14 protein-coding genes are annotated in these 14050 nt (G+C 66.2%); 8 read left to right on the forward strand and 6 right to left on the reverse strand.

What is annotated here, in order from left to right:
- Nucleotides 1–121 precede the first annotated feature (121 nt).
- The 5 genes from KHN93_RS00395 to KHN93_RS00415 all read left to right on the forward strand — a co-directional run bounded on the left by KHN93_RS00395 (nt 122) and on the right by KHN93_RS00415 (nt 5385).
- The gene (locus tag KHN93_RS00395) at nt 122–544 is read left to right on the forward strand and encodes a SymE family type I addiction module toxin (RefSeq protein WP_167707528.1); all 423 of its coding nucleotides are present in this window, start codon (nt 122–124) and stop codon (nt 542–544) included.
- Entirely contained in the window at nt 537–1274 is a 738-nt protein-coding gene (locus tag KHN93_RS00400) for an RNA polymerase sigma factor (protein WP_244812173.1), read from the forward strand. Before KHN93_RS00395 ends, KHN93_RS00400 begins: the two co-directional genes overlap by 8 nt.
- Nucleotides 1275–1511: 237 nt before the next feature.
- Nucleotides 1512–1931 carry a hypothetical protein gene (locus KHN93_RS00405; protein ID WP_211921464.1) on the forward strand — a complete coding sequence of 140 codons (420 nt, stop codon included), beginning with the start codon at nt 1512–1514 and terminating at the stop codon, nt 1929–1931.
- 520 nt (nt 1932–2451) lie between these two features.
- Nucleotides 2452–3087: a hypothetical protein gene (locus tag KHN93_RS00410; protein WP_016902940.1), complete on the forward strand. Its 636-nt coding sequence runs from the start codon at nt 2452–2454 to the stop codon at nt 3085–3087.
- A 213-nt stretch (nt 3088–3300) separates the two neighbouring features.
- Nucleotides 3301–5385 carry a S9 family peptidase gene (locus KHN93_RS00415; protein ID WP_211921465.1) on the forward strand — a complete coding sequence of 695 codons (2085 nt, stop codon included), beginning with the start codon at nt 3301–3303 and terminating at the stop codon, nt 5383–5385.
- Nucleotides 5386–5460: 75 nt separating this feature from the next.
- Here KHN93_RS00415 and KHN93_RS00420 read toward each other — a convergent pair whose 3' ends face one another.
- Entirely contained in the window at nt 5461–5868 is a 408-nt protein-coding gene (locus KHN93_RS00420; protein WP_211921467.1) for a DoxX family protein, read from the reverse strand.
- A 92-nt stretch (nt 5869–5960) separates the two neighbouring features.
- Between KHN93_RS00420 and KHN93_RS00425 the strand changes: the two genes are divergently transcribed.
- Nucleotides 5961–6338, forward strand: a complete 378-nt coding sequence (locus tag KHN93_RS00425; RefSeq protein WP_104574751.1) for a winged helix-turn-helix transcriptional regulator — start codon at nt 5961–5963, stop codon at nt 6336–6338.
- A gap of 283 nt (nt 6339–6621) precedes the next feature.
- On the opposite strand, the gene KHN93_RS00430 is transcribed toward KHN93_RS00425, so the two are convergent.
- Complete coding sequence (locus KHN93_RS00430) at nt 6622–6801, reverse strand: CsbD family protein (protein ID WP_104535312.1); 180 nt, start codon at nt 6799–6801, stop codon at nt 6622–6624.
- Nucleotides 6802–6970: 169 nt separating this feature from the next.
- Between KHN93_RS00430 and KHN93_RS00435 the strand changes: the two genes are divergently transcribed.
- The gene (locus KHN93_RS00435; RefSeq protein ID WP_164496966.1) at nt 6971–9259 is read left to right on the forward strand and encodes a hybrid sensor histidine kinase/response regulator; all 2289 of its coding nucleotides are present in this window, start codon (nt 6971–6973) and stop codon (nt 9257–9259) included.
- 68 nt (nt 9260–9327) lie between these two features.
- On the opposite strand, the gene KHN93_RS00440 is transcribed toward KHN93_RS00435, so the two are convergent.
- The 4 genes from KHN93_RS00440 to KHN93_RS00455 form a co-directional block, all read right to left on the reverse strand.
- Nucleotides 9328–10479 (reverse strand): HDOD domain-containing protein, encoded by a 1152-nt coding sequence (locus tag KHN93_RS00440; RefSeq protein ID WP_211921468.1) that lies wholly within the window; start codon nt 10477–10479, stop codon nt 9328–9330.
- Between the two features lie 389 nt (nt 10480–10868).
- Nucleotides 10869–11180: a protealysin inhibitor emfourin gene (locus KHN93_RS00445; RefSeq protein ID WP_102253053.1), complete on the reverse strand. Its 312-nt coding sequence runs from the start codon at nt 11178–11180 to the stop codon at nt 10869–10871.
- Nucleotides 11177–12247: a M4 family metallopeptidase gene (locus tag KHN93_RS00450; protein ID WP_211921471.1), complete on the reverse strand. Its 1071-nt coding sequence runs from the start codon at nt 12245–12247 to the stop codon at nt 11177–11179. The genes KHN93_RS00445 and KHN93_RS00450 overlap by 4 nt, the downstream gene beginning before the upstream one ends.
- 110 nt (nt 12248–12357) lie before the next feature.
- Nucleotides 12358–13014: an SDR family oxidoreductase gene (locus KHN93_RS00455; protein ID WP_039529366.1), complete on the reverse strand. Its 657-nt coding sequence runs from the start codon at nt 13012–13014 to the stop codon at nt 12358–12360.
- Nucleotides 13015–13336: 322 nt separating this feature from the next.
- On the opposite strand from KHN93_RS00455, the gene KHN93_RS00460 reads away from it, so the two are divergent.
- On the forward strand, nt 13337–13795 hold the full coding sequence (locus KHN93_RS00460; RefSeq protein WP_211921473.1) for an NUDIX hydrolase: 459 nt from the start codon (nt 13337–13339) through the stop codon (nt 13793–13795).
- Nucleotides 13796–14050 lie beyond the last annotated feature (255 nt).

Raw genomic sequence — 14050 nt, forward strand, 5'->3', positions numbered from 1 at the left:
CGGAGTGCAGCCAATGCAAAGATGTTTGGGAAAACAATTCTGAAGTCTGTCTATGGTTTCTAGCCTCCCGACATCCCGTCGCGTCGTGCGACGGGGCTTGTTCGTCAAGGAGGGCTTTGCCATGCGTCGATCCCCATCCCGTTCCACGCCTGCGCGCAAGCGTGCCACGGTACCACCGCCTACCGAAGTCGTCTGGCGCTCGCTGGATCCCTCGATTCAGCCGCGTCCGTACCTTGAGCGCACGCCCATCCCCGAACCTCGCGCCGAACCCCGCACACCACGGCGGCCCGGCCGCCCGCGTGCGCCGCAGCAGTGCACCGTCGGCTATGGGTACTATCCCGACAGTCACCAGCGCATTCCCACCCTGCGCCTGCGCGGCCGCTGGCTGGAACAATTGGGCTTTGCCATCGGCAGCAAGCTGCACATCCGCCAGCGCGATGGCGAACTGGTCATCAGCGTTGTAAGACCCACGCTGATTACGCCGCAGCGCATGTGCGCACCGCATGTGCCCGGCCCGTTGCTGGAGACGTCGCATGATGAGTGAGGGCATGACCGGCGCGTCGCGTGCAGACCGCCACGTTGTCATCGGCCAGGTGGTCGCGGCACGCGCATACGCCGCAAGCGCGGTGCCGGTTGAGCGATACGGCAGCCGCCCGTGGCGCCACCGCAGCGCCTACGCCGTGCGCGAGCTGCCGGCCCGCGCGCCCATGGCGGGCATCTACGCGCTTGGCCGCTTCACCACGCGCTGGCAAGTGCGCGAGGAGCGTGCGCCTGCCAGGGAACGCTTCGACCAGGCCGTGGTGCAGCTGCAGGCGGAGCTGCTCACCTACATGCGGCGGCGCCTGCGCGACCCGCACACCGCCGCCGACCTCGCCCAGGAAGCGCTGCTGCGCCTGCTGGCCTACCGCGACACGCCAGACATCCACAGCTACAAGCTGCTGCTGTACCGCATCGCCCACAACGTGGTGCTGGAGCATTGGCGCACGCGCCACCGCAGGCACGCCTCCCGCCATGTGCCGCTGGAGGGCAGCGAACCGCTCGCCGCCACCGGCACGGCGGTGGACCAGCTGGTGGACGCCCGCCGCACCCTGCAGCAGCTGCACACCCACACGCTGCCCGCGCTGCCGCCCAAATGCCGCCAGGCCTTCATGCTCAACCGCTTCGACGGCCTCACCTACCCGGAAGTCGCCGCCGTCATGGGCATCTCGGTCAAGATGGTGGAAAAGCACATCAGCCGCGCCCTGGCCGCCTGCCGCGCGGCGGTGGGTGAGTAACGCCAGGGCAATGCATCGTGCAGGTGGCGGTGCGTCACGACAAGCGGGCACTGCCAGGATTTATCGCACCTAGGTATTCGGCTAAGTTAGCAGCGGTTGTGGCACGCGGCCCTAGGGATCACCAGTAGGTGACGCTCATTCAACCAGAGGTCGCGAGTAAATCCGCTTGAGGCACGATTGGGAGCGAAATCTCGATTATTCAAAGTATTGATTATTAGGTTGAGATAGCAGAACGATATGCTGAAAAATGTAAAGTTCCCACTCCTATACATAGTTGAGCTACTGATATGGCTGCCGCTGCTCATCTCGTTTTATGGCACGTCCACGTTCCTTGCAGCCAAACCCATCGCTACTCTCGATCTTCAAGGTAAATCCTTACCAGCCGGCTGGGAGGCTGCAGTTCCGAGTCACGGTAAATTCTTGCAGGGCTATCTCATCTCCAATCATCCTGCCGCCTTCGGCTGTAGTGCAGCGATCATGGTTGGCCTGGCGTTCTTGCTTTACCGTGTTAACCGGGCACAGGCAGTGCAACGTGCTGCAGCTGGCAGCCGTAGCAACCGCTCCCACTTGATAGCGAGTTGTCTTGTTTTCGCAACGCTGGCGCTGATCGGCTATGTACTACTGACGCAGGTTTTGGTCGGCGTCAGTGCGGTCTAACTGCACCGGGATCAGGTCAGCGCCTTGCCGCCCCTGCTCCAGGTTGGCCCTGAGCTAGTCTTCAACGGGCCGCAACCCGTCGTGGACTTTGTCTATGTGCTGGCATCCCCGTGCCTGCTGGCCAGGTGGGTACACGCATTGCTGACCAGCAATGCGTCGCTTCGGATACACAATCGCCCATTCGCGTGTGCTTGCGCAGTGCCGGGGTTAGCCCTGGTCTACTTGCCGCCCGGCATTGGCGTCTCAGGAAAAAGCGATGGGCAACTGTTTTTCAAACAATGTCAGTAGCACGCATGCGCATGTGACCTACGCGCAGCACGAACCCACGCCCCAGGGGACGCCGCAGCGGCCGACGCCATCCACACCCTTGCCGGATCAGTCGCCACTGCAGGGCCTGCAACGCCGCTCGCCGCGCCCATCGCGCCCGACAACCCCATCACGGCCCACATCACGGCCAACTCCCTCGCGACCAACGACGTCACCGCCAACGCGGCCACAGCGCTCGGGTGTGGAAACTCGCATGCTGTTGCAGATGCAGGGGATGGCGCACGCGTTGCTCAATCAGATTGGCCCCATCCTCAACAATGAAGCGCTCCGTGCCGAACACAAATCAGCGCTCAGGCTGCTCAAGCACATGAGTGACTGCGCACTCGGAAAACGGGCCGTTGGCGGTAGCGACGATATTGCTGAAAGAATTGAGCAGATCCAGAACCGGATCGCGAATCATTATGCGAACCCGGACGCAGCTGCGCCGCCTGTCGAGGGCATCGAGCAATACGCGGGCCGCGCCACGTTCAAAAAGATGCGGCAACTTGCGGCGGATGTCGATCTTGAGATCCAGGTGGCCAAGGCAGGGGGCGATGAAAAGTTCCTGCGGTTCAAGGAGGGTCTGGTCCTCGATCGAGACGTGGCAGCGCAGGCTGCGAACCTGGTGTCCGGAGTCGAGGAGACCTACGACGCGCCGAGCGAAGAGCATGGAAGACGCATACAGAATCTTCTTAGAAAGCTTACGGAGGGAGCGGCCCTGTCAGGGGGACTCTTGGACATTGTCTGGCCGTTGCGCAAAGACCCGGTTGCATTGGCCGGCGCACTGCACACGCTGGTCAGGCGGTACCCGACATTGGGAAATAACCCGAACTGGAAGAAATCCGATTAAGCGAGCCGCGCACCACCTGCACGAGCCCGTTCACAAGTGGCACCTATCGCGGTAACCAAAAAGTGACTGCGGGCAGGTGGTTCCGTTTCGGAACATATGACCGCAGACGCGTAGCGGCGCGCACGGGGTTCAGCTATCGGGCAGGGGGCCACCCTATGCTGCGCGCCCAGCGGGACATTTCGGCCACCCGGCCGGCGCCGCAGCGGAGGTTTCATGCAACGCCTGCTCCTTGTTTCCAGCCTGCTGGTGGGCCTGTCTGCCTGCAGCGACAAATCCGCACAGCACGCCACGCCTGCCGGCGCCGCCGCTGCAGCGCCCGCCAAGACCGCTGCGCCGCCCGAGTTGCTCACCCGCGAGGCGCTGTTTGGCGCCGCCGAGAAGGTGCACGTGCTGGTGAGCCCGGACGGCGCCTACCTCAGTTGGGTGGCGCCGCTAAAGGGCGTGCCCAATCTGTGGGTGGCACCGATCGATGCGCCCGACAAGGCACGCGCGGTCACCCAGGACGGCGGGCGCGGCATCAGCGAGTATTCCTGGAGCCACCGTGCCGGCACGCTGCTGTACAAGCGCGACCAGGGCGGCGATGAAAACTTCCACCTGTATGCGCTGAACCTGGCCGACGGCAGCAGCAAGGACCTGACCCCGTTCGACAAGACCCGTGTGGAGCTGTACGGCCTGAGCGCGCAGCACCCGGATCAGCTCATGGTCGGCATCAACAACCGCGACGCGAAGTGGCACGACCTGTATCGCGTGGATCTGGCCACCGGCCATCGCACGCTGGTGGAGAAGAACACCCAACACATCGAAACCTATCTGCTCGATGGTGACTTGCAGCTGCGCTACGCAACACGCGTCACCGAAGACGGCGGGGTTGAGGTGCTTGCCCGCCAGGGCGCCGCCTGGAAAACGCTGGAACGCGTTCCCTTCGAAGATGTCTTGACCACCGAAGTGGTGGGCCTGAGCAACGATGGCAACACGCTGTACCTGCGCGACTCGCGCAACCGCGACACCGCCGCGCTGTACGCAGTGGACACCGCCACCCACGCGCGCACGCTGCTTACAGAAGACGCGCGCGCCGATGTGGACAGCGTGCTGAAAGATCCAAAAACCGGTGCCGTGCAGGCCGCCTCGGTGGAGTACCTGCGCCGGGAATGGACCGTGCTGGACAAGGGCATCGCCAAGGACCTGCAAGCCTTGCAGGCGCTGGGCCCGGGCGATGCAAAGGTGGAAGCACGCACCCAGGACGATGCCACCTGGATCGTGAGCTATTCGGCTGCAGAAACGCCGCTGCGCTACTACCGCTACGACCGCGCCACGGCGAAGCTGACCAAACTGTTTTCCGCGTATCCCGCCCTGGAAGGCAAGCCGTTGGTGCCAAGCTGGCCGCAGACGCTGACCGCGCGCGACGGGCTGCATCTGGTGAGCTACCTCACCCTGCCGGCGGATGCGGATACCAATCACGATGGCAAGGCCGACAAGCCGGTGCCGCTGGTGGTGTTCGTGCATGGCGGCCCCTGGCTGCGTGACAGCTACAACAGCTACGGCGCTTACACGCAATGGTTTGCCAACCGCGGCTACGCGGTGCTGGCGGTGAACTACCGCGGCTCCACCGGCTTCGGCAAGGCCTTCACCAATGCCGGCAATGGCGAATGGGCCGGCAAGATGCACGACGACCTGCTTGACGCGGTGCAGTGGGCGGTCACCCAAGGCGTCACCACGCCGGACAACGTGGCCATCATGGGTGGCAGCTACGGCGGTTACGCCAGCCTGGTGGGGCTGACCTTCACCCCGGACACCTTCAAGTGCGCGGTGGACATCGTGGGCCCGGCCAACCTCAACACGCTGTTGGCCACCATCCCGCCTTACTGGACAGGGTTCTACAAGCAGGCGATCAAACGCATGGGCGACCCGGCCACCGCGCAGGGCAAGCAGTGGCTCACCGAACGCTCGCCGGTGACGCATGTGGACAAGATCCGCAAGCCGCTGCTGATCGGCCAGGGCGCCAACGACCCACGCACCAATCGCGCCGAGAGCGAGCAGATCGTCAATGCGATGACCGCCAAGAACATCCCGGTGACCTACGTGCTGTTCCCGGACGAAGGCCACGGCTTCAAGCGCCCGGAAAACAGCAAGGCCTTCAACGCGGTGGCCGAAACCTTCCTGGGCCAGTGCCTGGGCGGCCGCGTGCAACCCATCGGCAGCGACCTCACCGGCTCCAGCATCACCGTGCCCGCCGGCGCCGAGCAGATCAATGGCCTTGCCGATGCATTGAAGACGCATACCCAGGCGATCCGGAACTAGCCTGCGGGTGAGGGTGCCGGATGGGATGTGGTGCGGTATAGCTACCCAGCCGGCAGCGCCCAACCCTGTGTTGCCTCACTGCAGCGTTGCATGGAAGGCCGCTGCAGTTGGAGCATAGGGTGAGGGCGGCTGGCGCGCGGCGTTTTGCGTAGCGAACGAGGCGAGCAGGAAGAGCAGTCCCAACGCGGCCGGTACCGCGCCCTTGGGCTTGTGCACACCCAGATGCGCCATGCCCGACAGCAGCAGGTGGTAGAACATGCCGGCGTAGGCAAGATCGCTCAACGCGGTGTTGAAGCGCCACACAATCGCCACCGGGCCCAGGATCTTGATGACGATCATCCATGGCACCAGCAACGGTGCCGAATACCCCAGCTCGGCCTGCGCCTTGCGCACGAACTCACCCTTGGCCAGATACATGCCGGCAGAGGCCAGGTATAGGAGGCACAGCAGGACGGTACTGATCCAGTAAATAGAAATGCTCATGGTGTTTGCCAGTTAATACTTAAATGCAACCGGCCATCAGAATGTCGCCTAAGATATCGATTGAAAAGTAGGATGAATCACCAGGGCCTAGTATGAAAAAGCAGACCATTGAGGATGGCGAGCGCAACATGCACGAACAGATGCGCCGTGCATTTGCGTTGCTGTCTGGCAAATGGAAGCTGGAAATCATGTGGTTGCTCAATCAGCGTGTGTATCGCTTCGGCGAGCTGCGCAAGGCCATCCCCGGCGTTACCCAGCACATGCTCACGGCGCAATTGCGCGAGCTGGAAGCAGATGGTCTGGTCACGCGCACCGTATTTGCGCAGGTGCCACCGCGCGTGGAATACGCCATCACGCCAAAGGCGCGCGGACTGGGCCCAACGATGGAAGCGCTGACCGCGTGGTGGCAGCAACATGGCGACAGCGTTGCGAAGCGGCCAGCTGCACGCGGGCGCAAGCCCGGCGTTTAGGATGCAGCCCAGGGAGTGCGTTGTGCGCGTGCACGTGGCTTGATCATGGTTGCGGCGACGTGCGAACACTCCTGGCCGTCAGCCTGGTAAATCAAAAACCATTTCCAAACCCCAAAACGCCAAACCCCAAAAACGCCAACGCCCCGATCATGTCGGGGCGTTGGTGCGATCTCTCGCCGAAGTGGAATCTACCGTCTACGTCGTCATGCGTGACGCCTGACGGCCAATCCACTGCTTCAGCGCGGCGGGCGTAATGCCTGCCTACGGTGCTGACTTGCCAGCGTTACTTGGAGGCGTCGCGCACTTTGTCGGCGACCTGGCCAGCCTTGTTCTGCACCTTGCCGACGTTCTTTTCGGCAGCGCCTTCCAGCTCGGTGCTCTTGTCGCCGGTGACACGGCCAACGGTTTCCTTGATGGAACCCTTGACCTGCTTGGCGGTACCTTCAATACGGTTCTTGTCCACGGGGTGCCTCATACGGTTGGGGATGTTGCAGCCCAGTCTGTACCCGCAGGACGTGAGTGCGACGTGGGCATGCCGTCATCCCCGCGTCAGCACGCCCAGCTGGCGCGCGCAGCGCCACCGCGGGGCACGCGCGCGTCTGCACGGCTTGCTGAGGTCGCTGCGTGCCACAATGCGCGCACTTTCCGCCAGGCAATGCCGTCACGTGAGCACACAGCGCCCCGCCACCGAGTCCGCCGGCCTGGAGTTTCTTGCGGGGGGCGGCGAGATGGGCGCGTTGATGCGCACACACGACTGGGCCGCCACGCCGCTGGGGGCGCCGGAGACCTGGCCGCAGTCGCTGCGTTCGTCGTTGTCGGTGGTGCTCAACTCCACCCTGCTCGGTGCGGTGCTGTGGGGGCCGGAGCTGCGCCTGCTCTACAACGACGTGTACGTGCAATCGATGGGCGACCGTCATCCGCAGGCGCTGGGCCAGCCGGTGACCGAGGTATGGAAGGAAACCTACGCGCCCATCGCGCAGGACTTCGCCCGGGTGATGCAAACCGGTGAGGGCTTCGGCCAGGGGGTCATCGCCTTGCCGATGCTGCGTAACGGCGTCAACGAGATGACCTACTGGAATGCCACCGCCTCGCCGATCCGCGGCGAAGACGGCAGCATCGTGGGGCTGATGAATATCGCGATCGAAACCACCGCGCAGGTGGCGGCCGACCGCAACCGCGACATCCAGCACGCGATGTTGAGCAACGAGAACACCCACCTGGTGCACGAGGTGGTCAACCGCACCAGCGAGCGCGATCGCGCGCTGGAGGCGGAAACCGTGGCGCGCCGCAATGCCGAGCGCGTGCAGCTGGCGCTGGCGGCCGGGGCGATCATCGGCACCTGGATCTGGGACCTGCCCACCGACGCGTTTTCGGTGGACGAGGCGTTTGCGCAGAACTTCGGCTTCGATCCGTCCACCAGCCGCACCGGCCTGTCGCTGGAGCAGGTGATCCAGACCGTGCACCCGGACGACCGCGAGGGGCTGCGCGCGGCCATTGGCGAGGCGCTCGCCCGCGGTGGTGCCTACGCGCACCAGTACCGGGTCAAGCGGCGCGACGGAAAATACTACTGGCTGGAAGCCAATGGCCGGGTCGAAAAGGGCGCCGATGGCACGCCGCTGCGGTTTCCCGGTGTGCTGCTGGACATCGAGGCGCGCCACGCGCTGTCGGAAGAGCGCGACCGCGCGCTGGCAGCACTGCGCGAGCTGAGCGACACGCTGGAGCAGCGGGTCACCGAGCGCACGCGCGAGCTGATGACGGTGGAAGAGGCGCTGCGCCAATCGCAGAAGATGGAAGCGGTGGGGCAGCTCACCGGCGGGCTGGCGCACGACTTCAACAATCTATTGGCGGGCATTTCCGGCGCGCTGGAGCTGATGAGCCTGCGGATCGAGCAAGGCCGCTTCCGCGACCTGGAGCGCTACGTGGCCACTGCGCAAGGCGCCACCACGCGCGCGGCCGCGCTGACCCACCGGCTGCTGGCATTTGCGCGGCGGCAGACGCTGTTGCCCAAGCCGACCAACGTCAACCGACTGGTGGTGGACATGCTGGAGCTGATCCAGCGCACGGTGGGCCCGGGGATCTGCGTGGAAAACCTTGCCGCAGCCGAGCTGTGGCTGGCGCTGGTGGATGCGCCGCAGCTGGAGAACGCGCTGCTCAACCTGTGCATCAACGCGCGCGATGCAATGCCCGACGGCGGGCGCCTGTGCGTGCAGACCAGCAACCGCTGGATCGACCGCGAGATGGGCCAGCAGCTGGGCATGCCGGAAGGCCACTACCTGTCGCTGTGCGTGAGCGATACCGGCACCGGCATGCCGCCGGACGTGGTGGCACGCGCGTTCGATCCGTTCTTCACCACCAAGCCGATCGGCGAGGGCACCGGCCTGGGCCTGTCGATGATCTACGGGTTTGCCAAGCAATCCGGCGGGCAGGTGCGCATCCATTCGGAAGTGGGCAAGGGCTCGACGGTGTGCATCTACCTGCCGCGGCATGCCGGTGCCGACGACAGTAGCGACGGCGGTGCCGCCACGCTGGAACTGGCGCCCTCGCTGGCCGGCGAAACCGTGTTGATCGTCGACGACGAACCGTCCATCCGCCTGCTGTTCACCGAGGTGCTGGAAGAGCTGGGCTACACCGTGCTGGAAGCCGGCGACAGCGCCACCGGGCTGGGCATCCTGCAGTCGCCGGCGCGCATCGATCTGCTGATCAGCGATGTGGGCCTGCCCGGCGGCATGAACGGCCGGCAGATGGCCGATGCGGCGCGCGTGGGCCGGCCCAGGCTCAAGGTGTTGTTCATCACCGGCTTTGCCGAACACGCGCAGTTGAACGACCGCCACCTGGAACCGGGCATGGCGGTGCTGGCCAAGCCGTTCAGCGTCAGCCTGCTGGCGGCGCGGGTCAAGGAGATGATTGCGAGCGAGTGCTGAGCGGTGGCGCTGCGCATGCGCTTGTCAGGGCAGGTGCCTGTGCCCGGCCTGCGGCAACCGGGCCGGCCTCACTCCACGCTGGCGGCGACCAGCCGTTGCCAGAGCGCGGCGTTGGCCGCGTGGTCCGGCTCCAGCGTGGACAGCACACTGAGCGCATGCTCCTCCTGCTCGGCACCGTGGCGGGCGAGCATGGCCAGCGCGGCGGCCAGCCGGCCGTAACGCAGCGCCATGCCGAGCGAGCTGGTGAGCAGGGTGGTGTCGTGCTCGGGGCGTTGCTCGTCCAGCGCGGTGCCCAGCGCGGCGGGCAGGTCCCAGGTGGTGGCAATGGTCTTGGCGACGGCGGCGGTGTGGCGCTCGACCAGCGCGGCGGCCACTTCCAGGCTGTAGGGCAGGCTCGGGCGCTCTGCGTAGGCATCGCGCAGCACGCGCAGGATCACCACCGCGCCCAGGCCTTGCAGCAGGCCGGCCAGCTGCGCCGACAAGGTGTCGCCACCGCGCTCGCGCATGTAGGCGGCCGCAGCGGCGGCGGTCCGCAGGGCGTAGTCCCACACCGCGGCCGGCAGGCGTGCGTACAGGCCGCCCTCCAGGCTCAGTACTGGCTGCATCACCGCGGCGGCGACGATCTGGCGCACGCCCTCGGTGCCGATATGCACCACGGCCCGCTCCAGGCTTTCCAGCGGGCCGCCCTGCGGGCGATACAGCGCGCTATTGGCGATGCGCAGCAGGTTGGCGGCCAGCGCCGGGTCCTGCGCGATGATCGCGGCGATGCCGCGGCCGGAAGCATCCGGGTCGTTGACCGCGCGCATCAGCTGCGGCAACAACTGCGGGCGGCGCGGCAACAGTTGCGGGCGCAGGTCCACGTGGTCGAGCGCAGCGCCCACCGCCGCCAGCACCGCGGCCTGGGCCGGGTCGGTCGGCAGGTGGCCGTCGGCCAGCGCCGGGGTGGACATCACCGCGGCATACATGCGGCGCAGCAGCGGCTGCATCGGTGGCGGCCCGGACGGCAGGGGCTGTGCTGCAGCGGCAGTATGCGCCTGGGCCTGCGGCGGCGCCGGCACCTGCTCAGCTGCGGGCTGCGGCACGTGCGGCGCAGCAGCGGCATGCGTGACGGTGGCAGACGCGGCAGTGGTGCGCGCGCGCTGGCGCAGCAGCAGCCAGGCGACGACGCCGGCGAGTCCCAGGCCGGCAAGCAGTCCGGCGGCAAGCAGCAACACAATCACAAAGGTCCAGGAGTCGTCCGATCGGTGCAGCGACTATCCGCGAAGCCGGTGTTGACGGCAATGCAGGCGTGCGGCGGCGTGCGATGCCAATGGCGCCCGCCACGCGCGCGCGCCAGGGCCGGATATCGGCAATGGCCTGCTGCACTGCAGCGATGAGTGGGGTGTCTTCAAGTTGACTGCTGCGCTGCACGTGGCGCTAACGCCGCAGGCCGCACTATGCGTCACCAGCTGTGCAGCCCTAGAGCATCTAGGCAGCTTAAAGGGTGCAGGCATCCGCAGTTGGACCACTTTCGATACGAAGACACCGCGCACTGCGCGGTGTCTTCGTTTGTGGATGGCGATGGGCACGCGCGCGGCATCGCTTGCGGCGGCATCGCGGCACAAACGCGCTACAGCGTGCCCTGTTTCCATAGCCGCACGATCGCGGCCGGTGCATGTTCTTCGGGGATGCGCAGCGGTTCGCTGGCACCGTCCCAGGCAATGCTGAAATAACGGCGGTCGCCGCCACCGGCCTGCGGGCGCGGCAGCGCATGCACCAGGCACTGGTCCAGCAAGGTGCGCAGCTGCAGGCGCTGCGCATCGTCCAGGTCATCCATCACCAGCTGGCGTTCGCGCCGCATGGCGGGGAAGGCGGCCACCCCGCCTTCGCGTGCCAGCCGCAAGGTCACGCCTGCATCCACCGGCGGACGCTGTGGATTCATGCCAGCACGCCCACGTCGCGCCAGGCCTGCTGCACCGCGGTTGCCTCGGCACTGCCGGCGCCGTAGTCCGCACCGGCAATGCTGACGGTGAGCGCGGCAAAGGTGGCGAAGTCCGCACCGGCGGCCAGGTTGCCGCCGCTGAGCGCGCGGTACCAGATGCGCCCGGTCTTCTCCCAGGCGTAGCCACCGATGGCCACGGCCGCGCGATAGAACGCGTGATTGGGAATGCCGGAGTTGTAGTGCACGCCGCCATCGTCCTCTTGTGTGTCGACGTAGCCGGCCATGCTGGCCGGTTGCGGATCCTTGCCCAGGGCCGGGTCATCGTACGCCGTGCCGGGCGCGCGCATCGAGCGCAGGCCCACGCCGTTGATGCCGGGCATCAACAAGCCGGCGCCGATGATCCAGTCCGCCTCGCTTGCCGGCTGCTGCAAGGTGTACTGCTTGATCAGCACGCCGAACACATCCGACAGCGACTCGTTCAGGGCACCGGACTGGCCCTGGTAGATCAGGTTGGCGGTGCGCTCGGTCACGCCGTGGGTCAGCTCGTGGCCCACCACGTCGATGGCGATGGTGAAGCGGTTGAAGACCTCGCCATCGCCATCGCCGAACACCATCTGCTCGCCGTTCCAGAAGGCGTTGTCGTAGCCACGCTCGTAATGCACGGTGCCGATCAACGGCATGCCGTCGCCGTCGATGGAATTGCGCCCGTATACCGTCTGGAAGAAGTCGTGCGTGGCGCCGAGATAATCGTAGGCCTCGGTCACCGCCACATCGTCAGTGGCGGCAGCGCCTTCGGCACGGACCAGGGTGCCGGGCAGCGCGGTGCCTTGTCGGGCGTCGTAGATCTGCCGCTGCACGGCCTGCGTGGTGGGCGTGCTGGCAGCATCGGCGGCCAGCGCCTGGGCGCGTGCGAGCAGGCCGAGCGCGCGCTGCTGGCGCAGCTGCGCGGTGATCTGCCGCGACAACAGCGCGCACTGGCGCGCACGCTCGGGCGCGGCCTGGGCCACATGGTCCAGCAGGTACGGCGGCAGGATGCCGGCACGGCGTGGCGTGACGAATGCAGACATAAGCGACCTCCACAATAGGCTGCGCCCGCGACTATGCCGAGGCCGGCTTTAGGAATTCGTTAGTCCGGTGCACGGTGCGCCGCGCGCAGGCATCGCGATAGGCCTGGCGTTCATTCCAGCTGCGACAAGGCCTGCTGGATCGGCGTCTGCCCGTCGATGAAGCCCACCGTCTTGCCAATGGTGGCCGGCATGGCCAATGCCGCGGCAATGACCTGTGCCACGTTGGCGCGCGACACGCCGCCATCGGCATCGCTGCCCGGATCGCGGGTGATACGGCCGCTTGGCGGCTCCTGCGTGAGCCGCCCCGGCCCCAGCACGGTCCAGTCCAGCGGGGTGGTGCGCAGCTGCGCATCGGCGGCGGCCTTGGCCTGCGCGTAGGCGAAGAAGCCATCGTCCGGGCCGATGCCGTGTTCCAGCCCGGCGCCGAGATAGGACACCATCACGTAACGGCGCACGCGTGCCTGCGCGGCGGCGTGCATCGACCGGATCGCCGCATCGCGGTCCACCGCGTAGGTGCGTGCCGCATCGCCGCCACCGGCGCCGGCCGACCACACCACCGCATCGTGCCCGGCCAGTTGCGCGGCGATGGCATCGGTGTCGGCCTGTTCGATATCGAACACCTGCGGGGTGGCGCCGTCGGCAATCACATCGTCTGCGTGCGCAGGATTGCGAAACAGTGCGGTGACCGAGTGCCCACCACGCACCAGCAACGGCGTCAGCAGACGCGCGACCTTGCCATGGCCACCGATCACGACGATACGCGACATTCCAACCTCCAGGACGGTGCGCCATGACGGCGCGGGCTGCACGCATCCTCGCCAACACGGCGCTAAGGCAGCGTGGATGGGCGTGGAGAGGCGCTCCGTATGCGCATGCACTTGCAGGTGCGTGGATTCGATCCAGCGGGTGCTTGTGTAGTGCGGCGCCATGGCGATCGCCCTGCGCATCACGCGAGCAGGCGCGTGCGATGCACTGCATCGACTGGCGGCATCGCGCAGCCTTGCCGGCATCCTCGTCACCGGCATGCACGGCGCAGATGCACCACCTGCCTGCCGCACATCTGGGACACTACGCGCCACAACGTGCGGAATGCCTATGTCCAACTCAATCGATACCGACCGACGTCCACGCGTTGGCTGCGGCGCGTTCATCCGCCGCGCCGATGGCCGCCTGCTGCTGGTGCAGCGCGGGCGTGCGCCCGAGCAAGGCCATTGGGGCCTGCCCGGCGGCAAGGTGGACTGGATGGAAACGGTGGAACACGCGGTGGTGCGCGAAGTGCTGGAAGAAACCGGCCTGCAGGTGCAACTGCAAGGCGTGCTGTGCATTGTCAGCTACTTCGAGCCGGACCTGACGCCGCCGCAGCATTGGGTCGCGCCGGTGTATCTGGCCGCGATCCAGGGCAGCGAGCACGCCGAGCGCCGCGAGCCCGAGGCGATCGCCGACATCGGCTGGTTCGCACTGGACGCACTGCCGTCGCCACTGACCACCTCCACGCTGCAGGCGTTGCAGCATCTGCCACCGACTGCAGCGTCGACACCTGCTGCCTGAGCGCATGACTTCAGTGCATGCGTCGATGCACCGGTACACGCCGTGGTGGTCGCGATGTCGATGTCCGCCTGATGCAAGGAAACGCATCTGCCTGCCTGCGATAGCGAACGCTCGCGCACGCTTGATGCGATGGTCCGATTGCACGCTGTGGTGTGCGTAGTTGCAGCATTTTCGTTACATCGCGTCGTTACATGCAGCGCCATTGTCTGCACGCGATGCAAGCCGGCCGCTGACGGTATCCTTGGCGGTTTGACT

Origin of the sequence: Xanthomonas arboricola pv. juglandis, assembly GCF_905367715.1 — a bacterium.
GTDB lineage: Bacteria > Pseudomonadota > Gammaproteobacteria > Xanthomonadales > Xanthomonadaceae > Xanthomonas > Xanthomonas arboricola.